The following is a 23,732-nucleotide window of genomic DNA, read 5'->3' as shown; positions in this document are numbered from 1 at the left end:
GCGCAGACGCGCTGGCCCACGCCTGGACCCCGAGTGTCTGCTGTCTCTTCAGACGGGTGTCCGATGCCGTTTATCCAATCTTGCCAGCAAGTTCCGAACGTTGGAAACCTGCCATCGCCCACCTCGGCGGGTGCGGATTCCGCGGGTTTCAAGTTCCGCCGCAATGGTGCGAAGTGTAAGGTGACCTTCGGCGCGAATGTCGGCGAGGACGGGTGCAAGGGATTCGGCGAAGGCGTCTGCGTTGGCGCTGACAGTGACGCGAAGTGACCGACCGTTGTCATCGGAGCGGCGCAGAGCCGCGGCGCCGTTGGGATTGCCGAGCTTGACGCCGCGCGCCCTTGCGGCGGCGAGGGCCTCTTTTGTGCGGCGCGAAATCGCCTCGCGCTCCTGCTGGGCGACAAGCGCCATGATGCCGACGGTGAGGTCGTTGGCCTCGGGCATGTCAACGGCGAGGAAACGCACACCGCTGGCCTGCAGGGTGAGCAGGAAGGCGGCGTTGCGCGACAGCCGGTCGAGCTTGGCGATGACCAGGGTCGCGCCGGTCAGCCTAGCCAGCTGCAGCGCCTTGTCCAGTTCCGGGCGGTCATTCCGGCGGCCGCTCTCGACCTCGGTGAATCGACCGATCAGCGTGGCGGTTCGGCTTTCCAGGAAGTCATCGATCGCCTTGCGCTGCGCTTCCAGCCCAAGACCGGATCGACCCTGCCTTCCGGTCGAGACCCGCTCGTAGGCCACCAGGCGAAGCGAAGGGGCAGTCCCGTTGACCATGTACACACCTGCGCAACGTTGGTTTGGCAGATGTGTACATCCGTATCGCGGAACGAGTGTAGACCTGTTTGGGTGATCAATTCAGTTCAGACTGCGCGTCACAGTGAGTCCTCTGCTCTCGTCGGTGACATCGCAGTCCTCTCCCTGCCGCCGTATCATCGTCGCCCCGAAACAGTACCCGGACGACGGTCAGCGGTTGCGTGCCTTGGCTCACCTGCTCCGGCAGGCGCTCGCGCGCCACCGGGGTGAGACCCAGCTCGCTCATGTAGCGCCCCATCAACTCAAGCTGCTTGTTTGCGATCGACAGCCAGGGAGATTGCTGGGCGTAGCCGCTCGGGGTCTTCAGAAGCATCGGGGTCGTCTTCAGCCGGTCCTCGGCCTCCACCCACCGGGCCCAGGCCTGGCAATAGGCCGCCAGCGCCCCCCGATCCGCGAGCGTCAGAATGCCCGCCTCGTGGAGGGGCGTTGCGAGGCGCCGCCACTCCTTGCGCGCCACGGCGCACAGATGCGACGGACAACGCGGCAACGCCCCCAATGGCGTGCTTGCCAGGGTGCCGGCCCGGGGTACGGGTTTGCGGCCACGGCGGCTCATCACGCAAACCTCTCATCGAGCTCGGCAAAAGGGTTGCGACCGGTATCGGTCTGACCGGCCACGCGGGTGCGTGCGGACGGGGTCAACCCGAATTCCGCAGCATAGCGCACCATGTCGGCCATCGCCTTGTTCGCAGCCCCGACCAGCGGGTTCTGGATCAGGTTGCCGCTCTTCGTCTTGACGATCAGCCCGTCGCTGACGGCGTCCCGCCCGGCCATGCGCGCCAGCGCCGTCTCCGCCGCGCTCCATCTTCCATAGGCCTGGCAATAGGCGCCAAGCGCGGCCCGATCGAGGTCGGTCATGATCCCGAGGTCAACCATCTGCCCGATCACCCGCTCCCATTCCAGGCGCGCGGCCGCGCTGAGATGCTCCGGTGGATCAGGACGCGCCACCACGGGCTGAGGCTCATCCGGGTTGAGCCGGTGTCTGCGCGCCGTACCGGTCAGCAGTTTCAGTTTCGTCGGCTTGGTCTTCGGTCCTCGCGGTGCCATCTATCTATCGCGCCTCCTCATCCAGCAACCGGTCCCGACCCCCGGTCCGAATTGTGGCCGTAAAAAAATCCAGCTTCCCCCGCCGGTCCCTGAGGCGACCTCCCGAAGATCGGACCGCCCCCCGGGGGCGAGCAGCCCGGAACCGTTCGAACAGGCGACGCACCACGTAACCCCGCAGGATCGACAATGCTGTAAAGCCCAGGGCCAGCTTCAGGATCTGCGCAAGACTGGCCTGCAAGCCAACTGCGGGGAACAGCAGAAGTTGCAGCGTCAGCGACATCACGAACCCTACAGCAACGCTGGTGCTCGCTTCGACAAGGGACATGACCCGGCTTTGCTTCATGCGACTGCGTCCTCGTCGTTCAAGGTCTCGCTCAGCCGCTCGGCCTTTACCTCAGCGAAGGTCCTGCCATCACCGCCGAGGACAGCGTCCTGCCCGCTGAACGCCTGCCAGCGCAGGACCGCGACATCGACATAGGCCGGGTCGAGTTCCATTGCATGGCACTGCCGTCCCGTCGTCTCGGCCGCGATGAGCGTCGTTCCAGATCCGCAGAACGGCTCGTAGACCGCCTGACCCGGGCTGGAGTTGTTCAGGATCGGCCGGCGCATGCACTCCACCGGCTTCTGGGTGCCATGCACGGTCTGTGCATCCTGATCGCGGTTCGGGATCGACCAGAGCGTCGATTGTTTGCGATCACCTGACCAATGCCCCGTGCCGCGCACCGCGTACCAGCAGGGTTCGTGCTGCCAGTGATAATGCCCGCGGCTCAGCACGTGCCGCTCCTTGGCCCAGATGATCTGGCTGCGGATATCAAACCCACTCGCGACGAGGCTGTCGGCCACCGTGGTCGCGTGCAACGCGCCGTGCCAGACATAGGCGACGTCACCGGGAAACAGCGCCCAGGCGGCGCGCCAGTCGGCCCGGTCGTCGTTCATCACGGTGCCGGTGCGGGCCGTGTCCGCCACCCCGGCCTGGTTGCGCCAGTCCGGATCATACTCCACGCCGTAGGGCGGATCGGTGACCATCAGGTGGGGCGCCACACCGTCGAGCAGACGGGTCACGTCTTCGGGTATTGTCGCATCTCCGCATAGAAGCCGGTGCGTTCCAAGCAGCCAGAGATCCCCCGGCCGACTGACCGGCGCGTCGGGCACGGGAGGCGTTTCCTCCTCGCGTGGATCCCCTGCCCCGAGGCCCAGCAGCGCGTCGAGCTCCGCCCCCTCGAAACCGATCCCGGAGAGATCGACGTCCAGTTCTGCGAGGTCTCCGAGTTCCATCGCCAGCAACTCCCGGTCCCAGCCAGCCTGTTCCGCCAGTCGGTTGTCTGCGAGAATGTAGGCTCGTTTCTGCGCCTCTGTCAGGTGCCCGAGTTCGATCACCGGCACGGTCGCAAGCCCCAGCTTGCGCGCCGCCAGCACCCGGCCATGGCCTGCAATGATGCCATTCGCGCCATCCACGAGCACGGGATTGTTGAAGCCGAACTCCCGGATCGACCCTGCGATCCGCACCACCTGCGCCTCCGAATGCGTCCGCGCGTTGTTGGCATAGGGCACGAGATCCGCAACCGTCACCTGCCGGATCTCCCTGACCTGTCGCTCTGCCCGCACCGCCATGACCCCCACCTCGCAATAAACGCGCCGCTGATGGCACTTCACGGGCAGTATAGCAGAGAGATATTATTCATATAAGTCTGACAGTTATAGACATTTTAAGACAGGAGTCGACAAATGCGGAGGTGTTGTGCGCGAGATGCTAACGCAAGATCGTGCGGCCTTAGCGCCAGCACACCGCCTTGCAACAGATGCAACGTGGGATTCCGTTTGTTTTGTCCCGCGCGCGTGTGAGAATAATCCGAAACATCTGTTGCATCTGTTGCACCGCTCCAGAAGCTTTGACAGACGACGAACTCTCGGCTTCAATTCGTGAAAGACAGTTTCAATCGGAGGTAAGTGTCCTTGGGACACAATCTGTTGGGCGTATTGCCGCGTACCAAACGCTGGAGCGAAGTCGTTTCGCGTCTCGAAGATGGTGGCACCACAGCCTCTGTTGCCACTGCCGGTATACGAGCTGCGGAGACACAATTCCTGCGTGCATCGCGAGATCCCGTCTTTGTCGAAGCCGTGCGCATTCTTCTGAGTGTTCCATTGGCTGCACGGGACGAAAAGTTCGGCGAAGCCCTGCGAGACGCGGACATACCAGTTTCCGGAGACCCGGAGCTTCTCGACCTGCTGACGGCTGCGACAGTGCGCCTCGACGAGGTTCGTTCCGGCGCTTCCAATACGTCAGATATGGGGGAACTCGCGGGGCGCGCACTCATCTCCACCCTGTCACGGGCGATCGGTGGCGCCCTTCCCGGCCTGTTCGAGGCGACGCCCGAGGACGTGCGCGCCAGGACCCGCCAGCTTTCTTGGTCCAAGGGGATATCGGAACTCAGCCGGCAGTTCTTTGGCGAATTGATGGCCGAGACGCTATCCTACTGGTTGGATCGAACGCTGGCGACACATGTCGGAACGGGACTGCGCTTCGAGGATGTGGCATCACGCAATGCTTTCGATGTCGACATGCGATCCTACACCATGAACATCACGCGTATCATCCAGGAATTTTCAGGGGGATGGTACGGCAAGACACTGCATAAGAAGGGTTTCTTCGGATCAGGGGAAGCGGCCGAGTTCGGCGCAGTTGCCTTGAAGAAAATCGTCTCCGAGCTCAAGCGCGACTACGTGATCGATGCCTGACGTCACGGTCCATGTCGAAGGCTGGAAGACGCCGCTTCAAGTTCGGGTCAATGGAGATGATCCGAACTTCACCCTTCGCTCCGACGCCATCGAGCACGCAGTCATGCGCGCGACCGACCCTCTCCTTCTTGATCTTCTTGAAATCGCTGCAGCTGTATTCGCGGCAGACGGCAGTGTGCGACGCGGTGGCGAGACACGTCAGGACATGGGCGACAAGTGGCGACGTCGCTTTCGGTTAGAGATACCCGTAAGGGTTCCGGCTTTCTGGTCGCAAAGGGAAGTTGCACTCGCCTTGCGAAACCTTGTCGAGTTCCTGACCGAAGACAGTTTCCGCTTCGAGTTCAGGCAATCCGGGGAGCCAAAGGCTCTTGAAGAGTATCTGGCCCTCTACGCCGACAAGCCACCATTCGACGCACAGGAAGTCATTCTGTTTTCTGGCGGGCTCGACTCTTTTGCCGGCGCGCTGGAAGTGCTCGCCACGACAAAAACCAACGTTGTTCTCGTCTCGCACCGTTCGGCCCAGAAAGTCATTCCGCGACAGGTCGAGTTGGGCGACTTTCTCGCACAGCGCTACCCGGGCCGCGTGGCGCATCTCAACATACTTGCCCGGCGCAAAGGTCAGGAAGCCCGCGATACGAACCAGAGATCGCGCTCTTTTCTGTTTGCCGCACTCGGCTTCGTCGTCGCTCAAGCCTTCGGCGCGCAGCGCATCAGCTTTTTCGAGAACGGCATCGTCAGTCACAATCTCCCGCTCAGCCCACAGATCGTCGGAACAATGGCGACCAGGACAACCCATCCGCTGTCACTGACGCGCATGAATGAGCTCCTGAAGCACCTGGACGGCTCCGCGCCCGAAATCGTGAACAGGTATCAATGGCTGACCAAGACCGAGGTCGTACAGCGCATCAGCCAACACGGTGCTTCTCCGCAGATCGCCCGCGCAGTCAGCTGCACGAGCGTGCGCGACCAGGATACCCTTCGCACGCACTGTGGCGCGTGCTCCCAGTGCCTTGATCGACGCTTCGCTATTCTCTCTGCGGGCCTCGGTCAGTATGACCCGGAAGAAATCTACCATACGGACGTGCTGCTTGGAGACCGGGCGCAGCATCAATCGCAGACGATTGCCGTCGAGTGGACACGTGCCATGATGCGCTTCGAGGATCTCGATATTCAAACGCTGATGAACGAGATGGGACTGGAAGTGACACGCATCCTCGACGGTCACCCTGGCGCAAGGAAACAGACCACGCTCGAGAATACGCTGGAGATGCACCACCGTCAGGCGGGCGTTGTCCGCGGCGTTCTCGAAACCGCCATCCGGAATAACGCGCGAAAGCTGGCCAACGGCGAGCTCCCGGCCAAGTCCCTTGTGCGCCTCCATATCGGACACGGTTCCGAGCACCAACTGCCTGTCGATCCGCGGACGAACATGGATGCGAAATTTGCGGACGTAGCCTCCGATCCAAAGGACATCGTTATCTCGCCGGATGACCCCTTGCACGTCGCCTTCTGGATGGAAGATGCGCTCCCTATAGTCGCCGTGCGCGGGCTCACGCGCGTCACAGGGACCTCGGCGAAAGTGGCACATGGCCTGAAGGAGCAGTTCGACACGGATAAACAGATGGCACTGGGGCCGGAGGATTATGTCTATGTGCTTCCCGCCAGGATTCCGGGCCTGGATGGCGCATCCAAGGACAACATACGAAAGGCCGTGAGCAGATGCCGAAAAGCACTGGCAGCTGCTTACGAGGAGTTGCATGGCAGGCGGCCCTCCAACCCTTTGCTGGTCCAATCACGTCAAGCTTCCGGATACCGCCTTGATCCCCTCATCAAGGTGATTCTTCCCGAAGACCTCTCCTGACCGCCCACCCAGGTTGGACTTGTCACGCCTGGGCCGTTCTTGTCACGCCTTTGGGGATTGACACCGCCATTTCATCCTTGAAGTGCCCGTGGCGTGTCACGCCACCGGCCGGACATGTCACGCCACGCCAAGCCAGAAGACGCCAAGTGACTGATAGAATGCAGGGAAATTCAACTTGCATGTGAGGTCGCAGTGGCACGGGAACAGAGTGAAGCAGACACGCAAGCGAGAAATGCAGTCACGCTGCGCGAGCGAGAACTGGCATGGCGTTGGAAGGTGTCCAGACGCACCCTGCAGCGCTGGCGCACCGAAGGGTTTGGTCCTGCCTACATCCTGATCGGCGGAACGATCCGGTATCGCATGGCGGACATCCTCAACTTCGAGAGGCGCCAGTCACTTGGGGGGACGAAGAAATGAATTCGCATCCCCCCATGCCCTCCGAGAAAACACCGATCGACTGCAATGCCATCCGTCGCTTCTGCGAAATCCTTTTCGGGTATCTCGACGGTCTGGTTCCTGTACGGATATTCGCAGAAAAGGGGACGCCGCCCCAGAAGCCATGGCTCCCCTTCTACTCTGTCGACGAGGTCACTGCTCAGATCGTCGCAATCGCTGACCGTGCAGCTGCCAGCCAAAGGGCTGTCTATGTTGTTCCGGGAACCGTCCGGACCACAGGCTCTGCGCGCTCCGAAGACATAGTCCAGACCAGCGTCATCCTAGCCGACCTCGACCAAGGGGACATTCGGGGCCAAAGGGAGTGGCTTCTGCAGCATATCGGTCCGGCTTCGATGACCGTTGTATCGGGCGGGCGCACAGAAGCCGGCCACGACAAGCTGCATATTTATTGGCGGCTGACCGAGCCGGCGGAAGGTGACGATCTGAAGACGGTTGTCGAAATACGACGCCAGATTGCTGCGAAAACCGGCGCCGACGCCTCTTTCGATAGTCTACACCAGCCGATCCGTGTGGCGGGAACCGTTCATGGCAAAAATGGCATCCAAGCTGCCACGCGCATCCTCGCGCAGACCGAACATGAGTATGAACTCAATGATCTCCTTCAGCATGTTTCGGCAATGCCTGCGATGCCGAAAACGGAGAAACGGTTCAGTATTAAAGCGGGCACATTTGAGAACAGCAACAATGGGCCGACGGCAAGACAACTCGCAACGCAACTCGTCCAACAAGGCGGCAAGGACGGAATTACCCGCTTCTCGGCTTTATCCCGGGTCATTGGCCATTGGGTGCGGAATGTGCGGCGCGGCGACTGCACGGTGGAAGATGCATGGGAAGCGGTTCAGGGATACAATCAGGCCTGCATCGTTCCTCCTTGGGAAGAATACAGGCTGCAACGCGAATTCAAAGCACTGCTGACAAAGGATATTGCAGAGAAAGGTGCGCTCGATAAACCGAGCACACCCGCCAGTCTTGCTGCACCCGAGCACAGTGAAGATGAGATAGCCACGCTGTTCGTGGGTCGTCATGTCAATGACTGGCGACACGTTCCGGCCTTTGGCACATGGTTTAAATGGACCGGAACCCATTGGGCTCAGAATGAAACGCGGGCAATCGGCGAAGACATCCGCCAGGTGTGCCGTACTGCGGCGGCGAACGCCGGTTCGGCCCAACTGGCGCGTCGGCTGGCCAGCCAGAAAACCATCCTGGCTGTCGAAAAGATCTGCTCAGCCGATCCCGCAATTTCTACCGCGCCACAGCAATGGGATGCGCACCCTATGTTGCTCAACACTCCTGGTGGCGTGATCAATCTGCAGACAGGTGAAAGCTTTGAGCATGATCGGAAATTGCTGCTCAGCCAGATAACCAGCTGCACTACCGGTGCCGGATGTCCGGTCTGGCTGAAATTCTTGCAAGAAATCACCGATGGAGACGTCGATCTGCAGTGTTATCTGCAGCGTCTCGCTGGGTATTGTCTCACGGGCGAAACGTCGGAGCAGGTCTTTGCGTTCCTCCACGGCTCAGGCGCCAATGGTAAGTCGGTTTTCCTTCAAACGCTGGCCTCGGTGATGGGCAACTATGCTGCCACAGCGACCATCGATACTTTCATGGCGTCGCATAGCGACCGTCACCTCACCGAGTTGGCCGGTCTGAGAGCAGCTCGTCTCGTTCTCGTTCCGGAAACGGAAGCAAAGCGAAGTTGGAATGAAGCGCGCATCAAGTCGGTCACTGGCGGAGAGAAGATCAGGGCCAACTTCATGCGTCGGGATCATTTCGAGTTCACTCCACAGTTCAAGTTACTGGTCGCAGGCAACCATTGTCCGTCTCTCGAGTCCGTGGGTGAAGCCATGCGTCGCAGATTGCACGTCGTGCCCTTCACCGTGACGATCCCTCCGAAGCGCCGGGACCGAAGCCTGGCGCATAAATTGGCAACTGAACGCGCAGGTATATTGTCGTGGATGCTGGAAGGCTGCGCGGAATGGCTGAAACACGGACTGGCCGCACCAGAGCGGGTGCACGTTGCCGCTGAAGACTATTTTGCGGCCGAAGACCTTGTCGGGCAATGGATCTCCGAACGGTGCCAAATCGGTCCCGACTTGCAAGCCCGGTCATCCGACTTGTTTCAATCCTGGCGCTCGTGGGCGGACAGCAACGGTATTGCTGGCGGCACCTCGAAACAGCTTGGCGCGGCCTTGAAGGCCCGCGGGTTTGTAGCCGCCACCGTTGCGCGGTCTCGGGGGTGGCGCGGCCTGCGTTTGGCATCCCCGTCAATGGGGAGTCCAGAATGAAACTCCCAAACGCCCTGTCGCCCAACCGGATGACACCGCTCGAACGCCGCGCCGAACTCTGTCGCCTGCTGGCGCTCGGGCTCGTACGGTTGAAGTTGAAGGACGACCTGAAACTATCTGCTGAAGATGGAGAATTTCCGCTTCACAACTCACCCGACCAGAGCGGTCATGCAACCATCGAAACTAGGAGAACCGCATGACCGACACGATCCCTGCCCGCTTGGCTGCGTTGAAATCTACCCCAACACGGCAGCTGAAGGCTCAGTGGCGCGAGTTGTTCGACAGCGAGCCACCGCCGTTCAACCGCCGCTACCTGGAGAGCCGACTGGCGTACCGCATCCAGGAACTGGCCTATGGCGGGCTGAAGCCGGAGACCGTGAAAAGGTTGGAAGCCCTTGGAGAACAGCTGGACGGCGGTGACCGGAAAAAGAGCCGCGTCCGCGCCGACCAAATGCCCATCGTCGGCACGCGGCTGATCCGTGAATGGCAAGGTGTTGAGCACCTCGTAACCGTCACGACCGACGGATTCGACTGGCAGGGTCGGCCCTACAAATCGCTCTCTGCCATCGCCCGCGCCATCACCGGCACGCGATGGAACGGTTGGGTTTTCTTCGGGCTCAAGAACCATCGGAGGCGCGCATGACCAAGCAAATCATCCGAAAACTGCGGTGTGCGATCTACACCCGCAAATCCTCAGAGGAAGGGCTCGAGCAGGAATTCAACAGCCTTCACGCTCAACGGGAAGCGTGTGAATCCTATATCGCCAGCCAGCGGTCTGAGGGCTGGGTGCTGGTTCGCGATCAGTATGACGATGGCGGCATCTCCGGCGGCACGCTCGACCGTCCCGGACTGCAGCAGCTTATGGCAGATATTGAGGACGGGCTGGTCGACGTGGTCGTCGTCTACAAAATCGACCGCCTTAGCCGCTCGCTGGCCGACTTTGCCAAGCTGGTCGAGGTATTCGACCGCAATGACGTGACCTTTGTTTCGGTCACGCAGTCGTTCAATACCACCACATCAATGGGGCGGTTGACGCTGAACATCCTGCTCTCCTTCGCCCAGTTCGAGCGCGAGGTCACGGCCGAGCGCATTCGCGACAAGGTCGCCGCCAGCCGCAAAAAGGGCATGTGGATGGGCGGGGTTCCGCCCTACGGTTATCGCGTTGAAAGTCGCAAACTGATCATCGACGAGGAGCGCGCAGCCCATGTCCGTTGGGCATTCGAGCGGTTTATCAAATCCGGATCTGGCACCGAACTGGCCCGCGAAACCGCTGCCAACAGCATACTGACCCCCAAGGGCAACCCGATGGACAAGAAGTTTATCTACCGCATGCTCAACAACCGCGCCTATATTGGCGAGGCGGTCCACAAGGGCGAAAGCTACCCCGGCGAGCACGAGGCCATCATCGACCGCGCGATCTGGGACAAAGTCCACGCCATCCTGACCGAAAGCCCCCGCAAGCGCGCCGCTCGCACCCGCGCTGAAACACCGGCGCTACTGAAGGGGCTGCTGTTCGGACCCGACGGCGCTGCGTTCTCGCCAACGCATACCCGCAAGGGCGACCGGCTCTACCGGTACTATGTCAGTCAGACGGTTCTGAAACACGGCGCCGGTACGTGTCCGATCGGCCGCGTATCCGCGGGAGAGATCGAGGCGACTGTCATCGATCAGCTTCGCACCGTCTTCCGCCAGCCCGAGATCGTGGCCGGGACATGGAAGGCGGCACGTGCCAATGCCGACGACATCAACGAAGCCGTCGCCCTCGCCGCCTTACAGCAGTTCGACCCGCTGTGGGACGAATTGTTCCCTGCCGAGCAGACGCGTATAATGGCTCTGCTGATCGAGCGCGTCGATATAGGCACGGACGGGCTCAATGTTCGGTTGCGCGTTGACGGCCTCAGTAGCCTTGCGCGCGAGATGCTTGCAGGCGGCATCGAGGCGGCCGCATGACCAGCAGGACACCGATCCCGGATACTGTCACGCTATACGTTCCGTTCCGCGTCGTGAAGCGCGGCGGGCGGAAGGAGATGCAGTTGCCCGACGGCGCCGAGCAGCCGCGACGAACGAATAACACGCTGGTCAAGGCGCTAGCGCGCGCCTTCCGTTGGAAGCAGATGCTGGAATCCTGCGAGTTCATAACCATCGCCGAGCTCGCAGAACGCGAAGGCATCGCACCGTCCTACATGACCCGTGTCATGCGCCTGACGCTGCTCGCGCCCGATATCGTTGAGGCGCTCCTGGACGGCAAGCAGGGGCCAGACGTGACGCTGGCAAGTTTGCTGGATCCATTCCCACTGGCGTGGGCGGCGCAGCCGGAGTACTTTGGGCGGACCGTCTGAAGCGGCCGTTCGTGCAAACTGCGGCGATCGGCCGGAACGAGCCCAATCTGGCCGATGGTGCGGTCTGTGCGAACTGGTAGTTTGCCGACTGTGCGCACCTTCGCTACAGATGCAGCGTTCCTCCGCGTCATTATTCGGCATTCGGCAAAGTGGCCGGAAACGGACCTTCGCGATGTATGGGACGCGGGGCAACTCGGCTGGAAAAGCGGAATCATGCAGAGCCTGCATCACGATTGCCCCGTTGAGTCCTCGGCGCGTTTCAAAGGACGAAAAGCAACGCCGGCAAGCGCAGGTCAAGTAGGTTCACATTCGATTCTTGATATAGATCAATGCGAGCTGTCGTTTCGAGTTTAGTTAAGATGGTAAGGAATGCGTAAACATGTGTTCATCGAACGAGTGAAAGGAAAACAAAGTGGCTGGACCAGGAACCGGTGGGAGTGGTGCAGGTGATCTCTATGGAGACCTGTGGGTTGTGGCGCGGGATCTGGACCCGACCGATGGAGGCGGCAACGGCGAACCGGTGCTGGATGCCAATGGTCAGATCGTTCCGATCGGCTTTGACCCGGTAACGGGGGAAACCTTTCCCATCCATCTTGTCGAAGGAGCGGAAGGCGATTTCGAAGTCCCGCCCGAACTGCTGCCCTATGTGCAGGAGGTGGAGCTTGAGCGGGCGAACATAATGCGCTCCCCGGACTCCGTGGTCGATTCGGCGCTCGAAGAGGCCCTCGGCAAGATCGACGCCGGAACCCTGATTGATGTCGATGCCTCCGGCCGCATCATGGTCGATGGCGTGCTGATCGATTCCCCGCGCGAGAACCTCGCGCTCTACAAGTTGGTCATGACCGTCGGCGGCGCCACGAGTTGGACTGAAGTTCAGGCCAATGCCGCTGCCGAGCTGCCCCCGCCCCTGGTTGACCTGCTCGACTCGGGTTGGGACCCGACCGGGCTGCTCGCCGGCGTTTTTTCCAAGTTCCATCCCATAAGCCTCGACGCCGTCATCACCTCGCACACGCTGATGGGCGTGAACGAAGTTACCGGTTCGGGTGAAACACTCCAGATCGATCATTTCGGCTTCACCGATGGTGTGAATGAAACCTTCGATTACGACCGGATGGAGACCTATGGCGATACTTGGGTGCAGTGGTATCAGGACATGGATGGCGACTCTTCCGACCTCGAAGCCGTGCAGCGCACCTTGCTAGACGCGATCTGGGGCAAGGACCGGAATGGTGACGGCCTGAACGACGTTGGCAGCGGCGTCGACTGGACGGACGAATACATGAAACTCTCCGCCGACGGGCTGAGTTTCGAGATGGCCGACGGCTCCGCCGCCGGAATCAATGACTGGGCCCAATCGGTTGAGGACGCCCGCGAGGCGATCTACGTGCTGCATGAATACATCGGCACCACCGAGGTCGAGGCACCGCCTGCCACCGACGACATCATCGAGGGCAGTTCCTTCGGGGACTACATTGCAGCCTGGGGCGGGAACGATCTCGTGATCGGCCACGAAGGCGACGACCTTTTGGACGGCGGCGACGGCGATGACATCCTGCGGGGAAATCTCGGCAATGACCGGCTCGAGGGCGGTGCCGGCAACGACAAGATGCGCGGTGGCGTCGGCGACGACACCCTTTTCCGTGGCGCAGGCGACGATCTGCTATTTGGTGGCGCGGGCAACGACAAGCTCTTCGGCGGCATCGGGGCCGACGTCATGGACGGGGGCGACGGCGACGACATCATGAAGGGCGGCTTCGGGGCCGACACGCTGGTCGGCGGCGAGGGCGATGACATTCTGAAGGGGGCGCGCGGCAACGACCTCCTGACAGGCGGGCTCGGTGCGGATACCTTCCTCTTCACGACGACGGATTCTCGGCGCGTGGACATCATCACCGATTTCTCGCGCGCCGAGCTTGATCTCATCAAACTGAATCGCATCGACGCCGATGTCGCGACAGCAGAGGACGACGCGTTTGACTTCGTCGGGTATGTCGAATTCAGCGGCGCAGCTGGAGAACTGCGCGCCGTAGACACCGGCGGCGTCCAGCGGATCGAGGGCGATGTCGACGGCGACAGCCTCGCCGATTTCACCATCGACGTCGTCGGTACCACGCTGGCAGAAGCCGTCTGGTTCGACCTCTGACACCTGCCGGACCATTGTGCCGCCTCGTGGCGTGATGGTCCGGAGCTCGCCTAACTGCACTGAACCATGGAGCGGGACATGCCGGGGAAAACCGGCCAGAGGTGCATTTTCAAGATCTGCGAGATTCTGACCTGTTTTAGGCGTGTGCGATGCATTTGCAAATCTTGCAGGATAAGCTCCTTGTTGCCGTTCTCCAATGTCTGCTCCGGGGTTGACGCCCCCTTCTGCCAGTGCTGCGGCAGCGAAGTCGTGCACTCTTCCGGACGTCGGCTTTGCGCAGATAGCGCCAGTTGACCTCTCGGGGACGAAGGGTCGGACTGTCCGCAGTACCGTCACTCAGTCGTACGTCGGGCACCGAAGCCTGACAGAAAGAGTCGGATGACGGCAGAGAGCCCAAAGTTGACCATGCTTCTCGAACTAGGCGCTACCTCACGCGTTCAAGTCTTGTTTAGCTGACTAAATCCTGTAGAAATGCGCAAGGTTGTTTCAAATTTTATGTAAGGGAAATAAATGATGCGAAAAATGATTTTTGGGTCACTTTCGGGGTTAGCGCTCATGTTGTCTGTCGGAAGCGCCGCTGCGACGACGATCTACAACGAGGCGGTGGATGGCGATCTCGACGCGATCGGTACCACAAATGTAAATCTCGTTGCGGGGGTGAACACGATCTTGGGTTCCATCAACCAGACGCCTCCTGCTGAGACTGACCGGATCAGATTCACTCAAGCAATCGGAATGACCGTTGATAGCATCATTTTATCATTTGCCGCGCCGTTTGACGACGCCAGCATTGGTCAAAACATGAACTCTGCGTTGTTCAACAGTGTCGCAAATCTATTCGACGACAGTTTTGGCGCGATCAACTCTGGTGCCAGCATATCGGCGTCCTTTTTTGACAGTTTCGGACCAGAGACAGGCCCCCTGAGCCAAGACACAGGCGGAGCAGTATGGGATTTCCAGCTGTCTGCTGGTCTTGTCTTTCCTGCGCAACCTTGGACATTGACAATCAACACAACGCAAGCGCCGGTTGATGTCATCCCGCTACCTGCGGGAGGCGTGCTTCTTTTAACAGGCATTGCCGGTTTTGCTGCTCTCAAGCGTAGAAAAAGGCGCCCTGCCTAACTTCATTCACGCTTGAAGCAGACAAGACAATTTGAGCGGCGCGGGGTCTCTGTGGTTCTCGGCAATCTCAAGGCGAACACGAATGGCCCAGACGTGCTTCGGCATCAAAGGTCGCTTCTGGCCGACGATACGGCCTTTGTTCCAAGCGGGACGGCAGGCTCGAATGACAGGTAAGTTCGCAATTGTCATGGCAGTTCCTCCGATCCGCCACGCCCTGCCACAACGCCAACCCGACGTTGGCATTCGAGTATATCATCGAAACGTGCGCGTGCGGAGAAAGTCGGGTCCGAGCCCACTATACCGGATGCTGCACATCGCACCAATGTCCGCTCTATCGGAAGACGGCCAGAAACGTAATAAAATCAGAGGCAGTTTCTCCAAGGGATTGTGGCACACGAATTTTCAATGATTTTGAAAATCATTCCATCGGTGACAAAAACGACATAGCCGCAATCAGAGAACCGTTTCTGACCAAGCGGTTTGGGCAGGGGGTATTTGTCATCAAGGCCTTCGATGCGCTCGCGCTGGTGGAAAACGGCGCTAAGGCAGTTGCGGTTTACGCACCCAGGTTTTGAGGGAATAAAAGGAGCCAACGAGATAAGATTTTTATCGCGTCAATATGCGCCAATCCACCAGCGCGAGCGCCCGAACGGGCCCCACGCATAGATGCCGCTCTCTTCGTCCAGAAACGCTGGTTTCATCAACCGGGCCATGCCTTCCCCCGGAGCCATATAGCTGATCCCAAGCGTCGTGGCCTTGAATGTCGGGTCATCCGGGTCGATGCCAAAGAGCAACTCCAGCATAACCCCGTCACCTTCGGAAAACTGTGTCCCGCCAAGATTGAGTTCACCGATGACCGTTGCTGGAGCCATGAAACTAAAAAGCAGACCCTTGTGCTGAATCTTGCCGCTCATGTCACCGTAGCCATAGTTCGGCTCATACCCTAGGCCAAGCTGCGACGGCGCAATCGAAAACCCACTTGATCCGTCGCCTGTTACCGCCCACATGGCTCGCGATGCGTAGTTCTGGATGAATTGCAGCACCAGCGGGTCCGCACTGTCCTGCAATGAGCGGGCGAACAAAGCGACACGGTCGGCGATATCCAAGAAATCGCGGGTGCCCGGAGTGAACGCATTTGGGCCCTCGACGTCATCAATGGCCTGAGTGCTGCGAAGCGCATAGTTCAAGGTTCCCGAAATGCGTAGCCCGTCCACCGTGTCAGTAAAGGGCAGTTCAGCGGTAAAGTCGATCAGGCTACCTGCGGGATGGACAATGTGGTATTCTTGCAAGTCGTTCTGAAAGTTTCGTGCGATTGCGGCCTCAATCACACCCCAACGCAAACCTGTATTCTGCAGGACTGCCATCAGCACGTCGTGCGTGGGTTGCGGCGCGACAAGGTCGTTCTGAACGATCAGGTGCCCCGCGACACTGAATCGTCCTTCTCCATTTTCGCCGAATGCCTTGAAGCGTATGTCAGCGGGCACGAGATAATCAGGCAGCGCTTGTGCAATGAACCGATCAAGTGCTTCTTCCCCGGTAAAGGCAGGCGTGTCAGCCCGTGGCGGCGCGGGGCGCTGTAAATTCGTCAACTCGAACATAATCTCGAGCGCACGCTCGACCGGTGACGCTGACATTTCAACCTGAGCGGGCTTGGATGTTGGCGTACTTGCCACCACATCCTCGATGGAATGCTGCCAGTCCCAACGGTTTTCCGCATTCTCGTATAGGGCCACCGCGTAGGTCCAGTCGCCCGCGCCCGATTGGAAAAGCAAGGCGACTTCGCCGCTTTCGCATTGGTGGACAGTATTGCACTCGAACGTTCCATCACCCATGTTTTCACACACGCGACCTTCGTCGATAAGTGTTGTTAGGGAGTCTGTTCTGCCCGAGGCCGTAAACCGCGAAACGCCACCACCCGCGCTATCTAGCGCCTCAAAGCGCCAACGCCACAAGGTATCTGTGTCGGGCATCAACCCATAGACGGTTTTTCCGTTGATGGCATCCAGTATCCCTGCTTCGTCAATGGCGGCAGAGGCGACCTGACAGCCCGGTGCTGAAAGCTCGTCGGATGCGGCCATCTGACCCGAGGTTTGGCCAATGCTGTCGTTGGCCAATTCCTCGGAATGAAACTTCGCCAGCGGAGAGTTCGGCTCACATCTTGCCCAGGCTTCCTTCAAACCGCCGTATGAAGTCTCAAACCGATCTCTGCCAATGATATTCCAGAACCAATTGGCATCAGAGACGTTGCCATGGATGTTGCAAGAGACTCGCAGTTCCTTTTGGTCACCCTGAGTTGATACGCTTCTGACGGAACACAACGCCTCTCCCGTCTCTATGTTGTTTGAGCTCAGTAAATACGGACTATCATTAAGGTCTGTTGTGACAGTTGGAGACTGACACGCTGTTGGGTCGTTGACGTATATTCCGGTCAATAAAGGCACATCCTCGGAAAGAATTTCGGCTGTATCACCAGCAGCGAGAGGTTCTTGGTTTGGCTCATTAAGATACGCCGCAATCCATCCAAGGTCCCGAGCAGATCGTACATTCTCCATCGCTTGCGCAAGAACGCCCATAGCGTGGGTATAGTCTTGGGCATTTACCAGGTTAAACAAGGCGTTTGCCTCAATGACTGGAATGTTCGCAACCACAACGTCCGAAGGCGTAAAAACACCGCTTAACTGATCTTGAGGACTTCGGAACCGACGCATTTCTCCAGATACCAGATCGGAGTAGCCCATCTGACGAATCTCATTAAAGCCGACAGGTGCGGAGTTAAACGCATATGCAAGATTTCCGGTCTTTATGCTCGCGGCTTGTGCAAGCCGTCCACCAAGCGAATGGCCAGTGAAGACAACATTCGGGTACTGCTGGACAGCCGCCTCAGCTACTCTCAATGCATCTTCGACCTGGCCGTTGAGCAACGGTGTTGGGGAAAGGGTCCCGGCTACGTTTGTGATCCAGTCACCACCTGTGACGCTTCCCCTAAAAGCAAGTACGTGCTGCCCATCCGGGCCTTTAAAGAGACTTGCGTTAAGGTCCCCGACAATAGCTCTTTCCTCGGAAAAGGCTTTCAACCTTGACCAGCCAGCCTCTGCCAACGCAAAATTTGCTTGCGGATCATCGTATGATGCCCAAGCCAAAATAGAAAATATCGCTGCATCCGCTACAGCGTCAAGCGCTCCAGTGTCACCGTCAAACGCGTCCAGTAGGTCTCGGGCGATACCGCGCTTTCCGTCATTCCAACCGAGGGGCTGATCCGCCGCCTCCTGCGCCGAAAGTACGCTTCCAACAATAAATAGGAAAGTGATCGCACAAAATACTGCATGGGATATCTTTAGTATTTTCAATGAAATCTCCTTGTTTCCTATGAAAAGCGCAGGCCTCTACAAATTACTTTTCGAGGTTGTCGATTATATTCACCTAAAACGGGCTGCGCCGAACCACCAGAAGCGGTGACAATCGTCCAGAACTAAGCTCCTGACATCAATGCGACACCTTCATTTTGTCGACAGATTCCAGCTCGAGCAAGTAAAAAGCTTTGTAATTAGATAGCAACGCTTACGCTTCTCTGGCTTACTTTCTGATCTCACTTGTCACGTTTGCATTGATTTCGAGGGTTGACTGGGTGGCAATCGCTTGTTGGGAAGACCGCCGCGACTTGTCCGGATGACAAAACCCGCACGTTTCTGTCCACGGCCGAAACGACCGTTTGCGACCTCGCGTATCAACCGATAGCCGCCGTTGGCACAGCCGCAGCAAAAGGCGGCTTCGTCCGCGACCCGGTCGTTTGTGCGGGCCGCAGCGAACGGCTGGTGTCGCCCTACGGGGAGATGCTTCGGGGGGGCGACTGACCTTGAGAAGTAGGCGCACGAGAAACGGCGACCGTTCGATTTCCGTTCCATCTCTGCGAGTGCCACCGGCATCGAAGTGTTCAGGCTGTTGGGATGAAATGTTGATTAATTTCAGGAAGCTAAAAACTCTGCACTAAACCCGCGCAGTCATGAGGTTCAGAGAAAACGGCTCCGGAGAGAACGATTATTGCCGTTGGCCTGAGCAGCCGGTGTTCAGCTCAACCTGCATAACCCTCGAAAACAACGAGAAAATCCGGCCGCAGCCGGATCGGGAGAACGCTTTCGCGAGGGCAAGTGGCGGAGGGAACGGGATTCGGACTCTCGGGACGGCTCCAAATCCTCTGAAGCTCGCTACAGATGCCACCTATTCGGTATCATCCTCATTGAATCGATCTATCTGATGCATTCTTTCATGCAGGATCGTGACGATTCCGATGTCACCGTTGTCAAGCTGCCTCCAATACACGAAATGCCGCTCGTAGCGGAAGAAATAGCCCTGCACCTCGAATTCGGCCGGTACGATCTTCGAAGCGATGCCACGTGTTTCAATCTGTTCGAACGCGGTGAACAGACCGGTGATGTAGATTTCCGCCTGTGCCTCTCCCCATCGGTCACGGGTGTAACGGTAGATCTCGTCAAGGCGCATCGACGCCGCTTCCTGGATACGGATCGCCATGGGGTCAGGTCTGGTTCCGAGCGATCACCTCAGCCGCGGTCAGCGGCTTGTAGCTTTCGTCGGGCACGGCGAAGGCGCGATTCAACTCCGCCTTCAGACGATCAAATGCCTCGCGCTCTGAGCGCTCCTTGTCGCGACGGATCAGGTCACGGATGTATTCGCTGACGTTCTCGTAGGCGCCGTCCTCCCCGACATTCGCCGCGACGAACTCGCTGAGAGCGCCGCTCACGCGGACGGTCATGGTGGTGGTGCGAGACATGGCGCGCTCCTTTTCTTTTGTGTATTGATATTAACCAATATCGAACACAAATCAAGAGAAGGTCGAGCGCGCGCTACACGCCGTCCAGCGGGCCAGCCGGTCTGACTCTATCTTTCATCTCCCTCCGCAATCAACCGATCCGCCAGCGTGAGCAGCACGGCCAGCACGGCATCGGAATGCCGCGCGAGCGAAACAAGGTGCTCACCGCTCGGCCCCCGTTCGCCGGCAAACCAGTATTTGACGGTCCGCTCGCTGGCGCCCGTCCAGCGCATCGCGGATTTGATTGCACGGTGGGTCGAGCCGAGTTCCGCATGCAATGCCAGGGCGATTGCGGTGCGATAATCGTCTGGAATGTCGCCCGGGTGCACAATTGTGCCCATCTTCGGCACAACTGTGCCCATCTTAACCCGCATCTTCATGTCTCGCTCCGCTACAGCTGTAGAGAGTCATGAAAACGGAAGAATTCATGAATTCCTCCAGTGGGCCGATTTAACCATCTGTTGGAACGGTCAAAATCTCGAAGGTGACGGACATGAACTGCGAAAAGACAACGCCGGCGCTCGAGTGTGCGACAAGAACCATACAACAAGCGCGCCGAACTGGCAGTCATTCCGAAATGAATTCACAATGTTCCGGAAGCGTCTTCCTGGCGCTCCCACGTGCGGACTTTGGCCAAAGAGCGGTTCCCCGACTGGCTTACCCTCGCTGGATTGCCGCGTGGTGAACCGGAGCCGGATTCGTGAGTGGTCGTACAACATACATCGCGCAGACTGGCGATGGGCCGGTCGACGCGGAAGTGCCCGCCGTCGCCTATGTCCGGATGTCGACCGATCACCAGAAGTATTCGACCGAGAATCAGCTGGATGTCATCCGCAGCTATGCCGCAACTCGCGGGCTGCAAATTCTTCGCGTTTTCGAGGACGCGGGGCGCTCGGGCTTGCGCCTGGATGGCCGCGAAGCGCTGCAGGCATTGATGGCCGAGGTCCAGTCAGGTCGAGCCGATTTCAAGGCGATACTCGTCTATGACGTCAGCCGCTGGGGCCGGTTTCAGGATGCCGATGAGGGCGCCTACCACGAGCACGTCTGTTCCCGTGCAGGGATCCGCGTCCATTACTGCGGCGAGCAGTTCGAGAACGACGGTAGCATCGGCTCCAACCTGTTGAAGACCGTCAAACGCGTTATGGCGGGCGAATACAGCCGCGAGCTGTCGGTGAAGGTCTTTGCGGGGCAATGCCGCCTCGTGGAACTTGGTTTTCGCCAAGGCGGCGCGGCGGGTTACGGGCTGCGGCGCGTGCTGATCGACGAGCACGGCAATCCAAAGGGTGAGCTGTCGCGCGGCGAGCAGAAGAGCCTCCAGACCGATCGGGTAATCCTGGTGCCCGGCCCAGAAGAGGAACAGCGGGTCGTCCAGCGCATGTATGAGATGTTCGTGAATGAAGGGCGTCCCGAGCGCGAGATTACGGAGATCCTGAACGCCGAAGGACATCGCACTGATCTCGACCGGCCATGGACCCGCACAACCGTCCACCAAGTGTTGACCAACGAAAAATACATCGGGAACAATGTCTTCAACAAGGCATCGTTCAAGCTGAAGCAGCGTCGCGTCGTGAACCCGCGGGACATGTGGATCCGGGCCGAGGGCGCCTATCCGGCTATCGTCGACAAGGCGGTGTTCCTTCGCGCCCGGGAAATCGTCGATGCGCGTCGTCGCCATTTCTCCGACGAGGAACTGCTCGATGCCCTGCGGGCGATCCTGAAACGGCAGGGTACGCTGTCCGGCCTGATCATTGACGAAGAGAGCGATCTTCCGTCCTCCAGCGCCTATCGTAGCCGCTTTGGGAGCCTTCTGCGCGCGTACCGCCTCATCGGCTACAAGCCGGAGCGGGACTACAGCTACGTCGAAATCAACAGAGCACTGCGCGCGGCCCACCCCCAGGTCGTTGAGGACATCGTGGAGGGCGTGGCCGCCCAAGGTGGTTGCGTGGTGCAGGACGCCGACACGCAGCTGCTTCGGGTCAACGATGAGTTCACGGTTTCGCTCGTTCTGGCCCGCTGCCAGGCGACCGCAGCAGGCTCCTTGCGCTGGCACATCCGGCTCGACACCGGCCTCGTTCCGGACATCACGATTGCCGTTCGGATGAACGCAACCAACGACGCGCCGCGCGACTTCTACCTGCTGCCCAGCATCGACATGACCGACGCCCGGCTGAAGATGGCCGAACAGAATGGTCTTTGGCTCGATGCCTATCGAACGGAAACACTGGACGATTTCTACGCCCTCGCCGGGCGGGCGAAGGTGACGGAGGCCGCATGATGGCAAAGAACCCGGAAGAACATCACCCTAATAATGTCACCCTGGTCCCGACCGACCGCATTCGGGTCCTCAATCCGCGGGTCCGAAACCCGAGGACATTTGCGGACATGGTGGAGAACATCGCCAAGATCGGTTTGAAACGCCCGATCACCGTCACCCGTCGCGCGGAAACAGATCCGCAGGAGTATGATCTCGTCTGCGGCCAGGGTCGGCTCGAGGCCTTCATCGAGCTGAAGCAGAAAGCCATTCCGGCCATTGTCATCGAGGCCGATGAGTCGGACTGCCTGGTGATGAGCCTCGTCGAGAACTGCGCGCGTCGCCAGCATCGCCCAATCGATCTGATGCGGGAGATCGGCACGCTCCGCGAGCGTGGCTACAGTGACCGACAGATCGGCGACAAGATCGGCGTTTCGCCGGACTATGTCGGCATGATCGCTGGCCTCCTGGAGCGCGGCGAAGAGCGGCTGGTCACGGCCGTCGAGACCGGTCTGCTCCCCCTGAACCTCGCCATCGACATATCGAAAACCGATGCCGAAGGCGCGCAGCGTGCGCTGATGGATGCCTACACGCAGAAGAAGTTGCGGGGGAAGAAACTCGCGGCGGCCCGGCGCCTGATCGAACAGCGCGAGGCACGCGGGAAAAAGATGCACCCAAAAGCGTACGGGCGCGACAGCCGTAGCCGGCGGCCGCTGACAAGCGAGGCGCTGGTGCGGGCCTACCAGAAGGAGGCCGACCGTCAGAAGCTTCTGATCAAGAAAGCGGAACTGACGCAGGGGCGGCTCCTGTTCATTTGCCAGGCATTCCGAACCCTCCTCGAGGACGACCACTTCGTAACGCTGCTCCGGGCGGAAGGCCTGGAGACCATGCCCACCCACCTGCAGGTCTCCGTCGCCGACGGAGTTGCACCATGACCCAAAAGGTTCTGTTTGGCTTTGAGAATGAGTTTGCCACCATCAGGGTTGCAGACATCCTGCCAGTGCGCGCAATGAACAAGTCGGTGAAGTCCAGCCGCAAGTACATTCAGATTGCAGCCTCAATCCGCGAGATAGGCCTTGTCGAGCCACCCGTGGTGACGAGGAATACCGGCGAGGAAGGCCATTGGCTGCTTCTCGACGGGCATATCCGGATGGAAGTCCTGAAAGACCAGGGTGTCAGGCGGGTCAAATGCCTCGTCTCCACGGATGACGAAGCGTTCACCTATAACAAGCGCATCAGCCGCCTTGCGCCTGTTCAGGAGCATCGGATGATCCTGAAGGCCATCGAGCGTGGCGTCTCCGAGGAAAAGATTGCATCGGCGCTCGACCTCGGCACACGCAGTATCCAGAAAAAGATCAAGCTGCTGGACGGCATATGCCCGGAGGCGATTGCATTGCTCAAGGATAAGGCCTGCACTTCGGTGGTGTTCGATACCCTTCGGAAAATGATCCCATTGCGCCAGATCGAGGCGGCTGAATTGCTCATCAACGCGAACAACTATTCCGTTGCCTACGCGAACGCGATCCTCGCGGGAACGCCGCAGGCCCAACTGGTCGAGTCCTCCAAGCCGAAGAAGGTCAAAGGCATCACGCCGGAGGCGATGGCGCGCATGGAACAGGAACTCGCCCGCCTGCAGGAGGGGATCGCCTCGATCCAGGACACCTATGGCCAGGACCATCTGCATCTGACCGTGATCAAGGGCTACGTCGGAAAATTGCTCGGTAACACTCGAATCGTGCGCTACCTGGCCCAGAATCATGCCGAATTTCTCGGCGAGTTCCAAACCATAACCGAGATCACGCCGGAAGAGGCCGCCGTCTCGGAGTAGCGGTTCGACCGCCGACGATGGGGACCCGGACCCAATAA

General features: G+C 59.4%; 22 protein-coding genes and 1 pseudogene. 13 read left to right on the top strand and 10 right to left on the bottom strand.

What is annotated here, in order from left to right; genetic code table 11:
* Positions 1–48: 48 nt before the first annotated feature.
* From JF290_RS04540 to JF290_RS04520, 5 genes are all read right to left on the bottom strand, one after another.
* Complete coding sequence (locus tag JF290_RS04540; protein WP_199023572.1) at positions 49–765, bottom strand: recombinase family protein; 717 nt, start codon at positions 763–765, stop codon at positions 49–51.
* A 76-nt stretch (positions 766–841) separates the two neighbouring features.
* Entirely contained in the window at positions 842–1,357 is a 516-nt protein-coding gene (locus tag JF290_RS04535; protein WP_199023571.1) for a phage terminase small subunit P27 family, read from the bottom strand.
* Entirely contained in the window at positions 1,357–1,848 is a 492-nt protein-coding gene (locus tag JF290_RS04530) for a phage terminase small subunit P27 family (protein WP_199023570.1), read from the bottom strand. The genes JF290_RS04535 and JF290_RS04530 overlap by 1 nt, the downstream gene beginning before the upstream one ends.
* 4 nt (positions 1,849–1,852) lie before the next feature.
* Positions 1,853–2,191 carry a DUF7220 family protein gene (locus JF290_RS04525; RefSeq protein WP_425503915.1) on the bottom strand — a complete coding sequence of 113 codons (339 nt, stop codon included), beginning with the start codon at positions 2,189–2,191 and terminating at the stop codon, positions 1,853–1,855.
* The gene (locus JF290_RS04520) at positions 2,188–3,459 is read right to left on the bottom strand and encodes a site-specific DNA-methyltransferase (RefSeq protein ID WP_199023568.1); all 1,272 of its coding nucleotides are present in this window, start codon (positions 3,457–3,459) and stop codon (positions 2,188–2,190) included. The genes JF290_RS04525 and JF290_RS04520 overlap by 4 nt, the downstream gene beginning before the upstream one ends.
* 342 nt (positions 3,460–3,801) lie before the next feature.
* On the opposite strand from JF290_RS04520, the gene JF290_RS04515 reads away from it, so the two are divergent.
* The 10 genes from JF290_RS04515 to JF290_RS04470 all read left to right on the top strand — a co-directional run bounded on the left by JF290_RS04515 (position 3,802) and on the right by JF290_RS04470 (position 14,790).
* Positions 3,802–4,584: a hypothetical protein gene (locus tag JF290_RS04515; protein ID WP_199023567.1), complete on the top strand. Its 783-nt coding sequence runs from the start codon at positions 3,802–3,804 to the stop codon at positions 4,582–4,584.
* Entirely contained in the window at positions 4,577–6,445 is a 1,869-nt protein-coding gene (locus JF290_RS04510) for an adenine nucleotide alpha hydrolase family protein (protein WP_199023566.1), read from the top strand. The genes JF290_RS04515 and JF290_RS04510 overlap by 8 nt, the downstream gene beginning before the upstream one ends.
* A 276-nt stretch (positions 6,446–6,721) precedes the next feature.
* Complete coding sequence (locus tag JF290_RS19865; protein ID WP_484593318.1) at positions 6,722–6,862, top strand: helix-turn-helix domain-containing protein; 141 nt, start codon at positions 6,722–6,724, stop codon at positions 6,860–6,862.
* Positions 6,859–9,186: a phage/plasmid primase, P4 family gene (locus JF290_RS04500; protein ID WP_199023565.1), complete on the top strand. Its 2,328-nt coding sequence runs from the start codon at positions 6,859–6,861 to the stop codon at positions 9,184–9,186. Before JF290_RS19865 ends, JF290_RS04500 begins: the two co-directional genes overlap by 4 nt.
* Entirely contained in the window at positions 9,183–9,386 is a 204-nt protein-coding gene (locus tag JF290_RS04495; RefSeq protein ID WP_199023564.1) for a hypothetical protein, read from the top strand. Before JF290_RS04500 ends, JF290_RS04495 begins: the two co-directional genes overlap by 4 nt.
* On the top strand, positions 9,383–9,829 hold the full coding sequence (locus JF290_RS04490) for a DUF2924 domain-containing protein (protein ID WP_199023563.1): 447 nt from the start codon (positions 9,383–9,385) through the stop codon (positions 9,827–9,829). The genes JF290_RS04495 and JF290_RS04490 overlap by 4 nt, the downstream gene beginning before the upstream one ends.
* Positions 9,826–11,136, top strand: a complete 1,311-nt coding sequence (locus tag JF290_RS04485) for a recombinase family protein (RefSeq protein ID WP_199023562.1) — start codon at positions 9,826–9,828, stop codon at positions 11,134–11,136. The genes JF290_RS04490 and JF290_RS04485 overlap by 4 nt, the downstream gene beginning before the upstream one ends.
* The gene (locus JF290_RS04480) at positions 11,133–11,525 is read left to right on the top strand and encodes a hypothetical protein (RefSeq protein ID WP_199023561.1); all 393 of its coding nucleotides are present in this window, start codon (positions 11,133–11,135) and stop codon (positions 11,523–11,525) included. Before JF290_RS04485 ends, JF290_RS04480 begins: the two co-directional genes overlap by 4 nt.
* Before the next feature lie 412 nt (positions 11,526–11,937).
* Positions 11,938–13,668 carry a calcium-binding protein gene (locus JF290_RS19760; protein ID WP_199023560.1) on the top strand — a complete coding sequence of 577 codons (1,731 nt, stop codon included), beginning with the start codon at positions 11,938–11,940 and terminating at the stop codon, positions 13,666–13,668.
* 513 nt (positions 13,669–14,181) lie between these two features.
* Positions 14,182–14,790 carry a VPLPA-CTERM sorting domain-containing protein gene (locus JF290_RS04470; RefSeq protein ID WP_199023559.1) on the top strand — a complete coding sequence of 203 codons (609 nt, stop codon included), beginning with the start codon at positions 14,182–14,184 and terminating at the stop codon, positions 14,788–14,790.
* Positions 14,791–14,829: 39 nt separating this feature from the next.
* Here the strand turns inward: JF290_RS04470 and JF290_RS19450 are convergent.
* The 5 genes and pseudogenes from JF290_RS19450 to JF290_RS04450 form a co-directional block, all read right to left on the bottom strand.
* A pseudogene (locus tag JF290_RS19450) lies at positions 14,830–14,979 on the bottom strand (integrase); the annotation flags it as partial.
* A gap of 425 nt (positions 14,980–15,404) precedes the next feature.
* Positions 15,405–18,137, bottom strand: coding sequence for a Tle-like phospholipase domain-containing protein (locus JF290_RS04465; RefSeq protein WP_199023558.1), 2,733 nt, complete (start codon positions 18,135–18,137; stop codon positions 15,405–15,407).
* A gap of 868 nt (positions 18,138–19,005) precedes the next feature.
* Complete coding sequence (locus JF290_RS04460; RefSeq protein ID WP_199023557.1) at positions 19,006–19,317, bottom strand: type II toxin-antitoxin system RelE/ParE family toxin; 312 nt, start codon at positions 19,315–19,317, stop codon at positions 19,006–19,008.
* A gap of 4 nt (positions 19,318–19,321) precedes the next feature.
* Entirely contained in the window at positions 19,322–19,576 is a 255-nt protein-coding gene (locus tag JF290_RS04455) for a ribbon-helix-helix domain-containing protein (protein ID WP_199023556.1), read from the bottom strand.
* A 107-nt stretch (positions 19,577–19,683) separates the two neighbouring features.
* Positions 19,684–19,995 carry an XRE family transcriptional regulator gene (locus tag JF290_RS04450; protein ID WP_199023555.1) on the bottom strand — a complete coding sequence of 104 codons (312 nt, stop codon included), beginning with the start codon at positions 19,993–19,995 and terminating at the stop codon, positions 19,684–19,686.
* 377 nt (positions 19,996–20,372) lie between these two features.
* Between JF290_RS04450 and JF290_RS04445 the strand changes: the two genes are divergently transcribed.
* Genes JF290_RS04445 through JF290_RS04435 form a run of 3 tightly spaced genes read left to right on the top strand, consistent with a single transcriptional unit; the run spans position 20,373 to position 23,694 of the window.
* Positions 20,373–21,890 (top strand): recombinase family protein, encoded by a 1,518-nt coding sequence (locus tag JF290_RS04445; protein ID WP_199023606.1) that lies wholly within the window; start codon positions 20,373–20,375, stop codon positions 21,888–21,890.
* Positions 21,890–22,801 carry a plasmid partitioning protein RepB C-terminal domain-containing protein gene (locus tag JF290_RS04440; protein ID WP_425503917.1) on the top strand — a complete coding sequence of 304 codons (912 nt, stop codon included), beginning with the start codon at positions 21,890–21,892 and terminating at the stop codon, positions 22,799–22,801. Before JF290_RS04445 ends, JF290_RS04440 begins: the two co-directional genes overlap by 1 nt.
* Positions 22,798–23,694: a plasmid partitioning protein RepB C-terminal domain-containing protein gene (locus tag JF290_RS04435; RefSeq protein WP_199023553.1), complete on the top strand. Its 897-nt coding sequence runs from the start codon at positions 22,798–22,800 to the stop codon at positions 23,692–23,694. Before JF290_RS04440 ends, JF290_RS04435 begins: the two co-directional genes overlap by 4 nt.
* Positions 23,695–23,732: the final 38 nt, after the last annotated feature.

Origin of the sequence: Sedimentitalea arenosa, from assembly GCF_016428585.1 — a bacterium.
GTDB classification, from domain to species: Bacteria; Pseudomonadota; Alphaproteobacteria; order Rhodobacterales; family Rhodobacteraceae; genus Sedimentitalea; species Sedimentitalea arenosa.
The sequence above is the reverse complement of the archived record's forward strand: the minus strand, read 5'-3'. Positions and strand labels throughout refer to the sequence as shown.

Bases quoted from the DNA above. Each gene is read 5' to 3' on its own strand.
- JF290_RS04540 (WP_199023572.1), bottom strand. From the start codon at position 765: ATGGTCAACGGGACTGCCCCTTCGCTTCGCCTGGTGGCCTACGAGCGG.
- JF290_RS04535 (WP_199023571.1), bottom strand. From the start codon at position 1,357: ATGAGCCGCCGTGGCCGCAAACCCGTACCCCGGGCCGGCACCCTGGCA.
- JF290_RS04530 (WP_199023570.1), bottom strand. From the start codon at position 1,848: ATGGCACCGCGAGGACCGAAGACCAAGCCGACGAAACTGAAACTGCTG.
- JF290_RS04525 (WP_425503915.1), bottom strand. From the start codon at position 2,191: ATGAAGCAAAGCCGGGTCATGTCCCTTGTCGAAGCGAGCACCAGCGTT.
- JF290_RS04520 (WP_199023568.1), bottom strand. From the start codon at position 3,459: ATGGCGGTGCGGGCAGAGCGACAGGTCAGGGAGATCCGGCAGGTGACG.
- JF290_RS04510 (WP_199023566.1), top strand. From the start codon at position 4,577: ATGCCTGACGTCACGGTCCATGTCGAAGGCTGGAAGACGCCGCTTCAA.
- JF290_RS04500 (WP_199023565.1), top strand. From the start codon at position 6,859: ATGAATTCGCATCCCCCCATGCCCTCCGAGAAAACACCGATCGACTGC.
- JF290_RS04495 (WP_199023564.1), top strand. From the start codon at position 9,183: ATGAAACTCCCAAACGCCCTGTCGCCCAACCGGATGACACCGCTCGAA.
- JF290_RS04490 (WP_199023563.1), top strand. From the start codon at position 9,383: ATGACCGACACGATCCCTGCCCGCTTGGCTGCGTTGAAATCTACCCCA.
- JF290_RS04485 (WP_199023562.1), top strand. From the start codon at position 9,826: ATGACCAAGCAAATCATCCGAAAACTGCGGTGTGCGATCTACACCCGC.
- JF290_RS04480 (WP_199023561.1), top strand. From the start codon at position 11,133: ATGACCAGCAGGACACCGATCCCGGATACTGTCACGCTATACGTTCCG.
- JF290_RS04470 (WP_199023559.1), top strand. From the start codon at position 14,182: ATGCGAAAAATGATTTTTGGGTCACTTTCGGGGTTAGCGCTCATGTTG.
- JF290_RS04460 (WP_199023557.1), bottom strand. From the start codon at position 19,317: ATGGCGATCCGTATCCAGGAAGCGGCGTCGATGCGCCTTGACGAGATC.
- JF290_RS04455 (WP_199023556.1), bottom strand. From the start codon at position 19,576: ATGTCTCGCACCACCACCATGACCGTCCGCGTGAGCGGCGCTCTCAGC.
- JF290_RS04450 (WP_199023555.1), bottom strand. From the start codon at position 19,995: ATGAAGATGCGGGTTAAGATGGGCACAGTTGTGCCGAAGATGGGCACA.
- JF290_RS04440 (WP_425503917.1), top strand. From the start codon at position 21,890: ATGGCAAAGAACCCGGAAGAACATCACCCTAATAATGTCACCCTGGTC.
- JF290_RS04435 (WP_199023553.1), top strand. From the start codon at position 22,798: ATGACCCAAAAGGTTCTGTTTGGCTTTGAGAATGAGTTTGCCACCATC.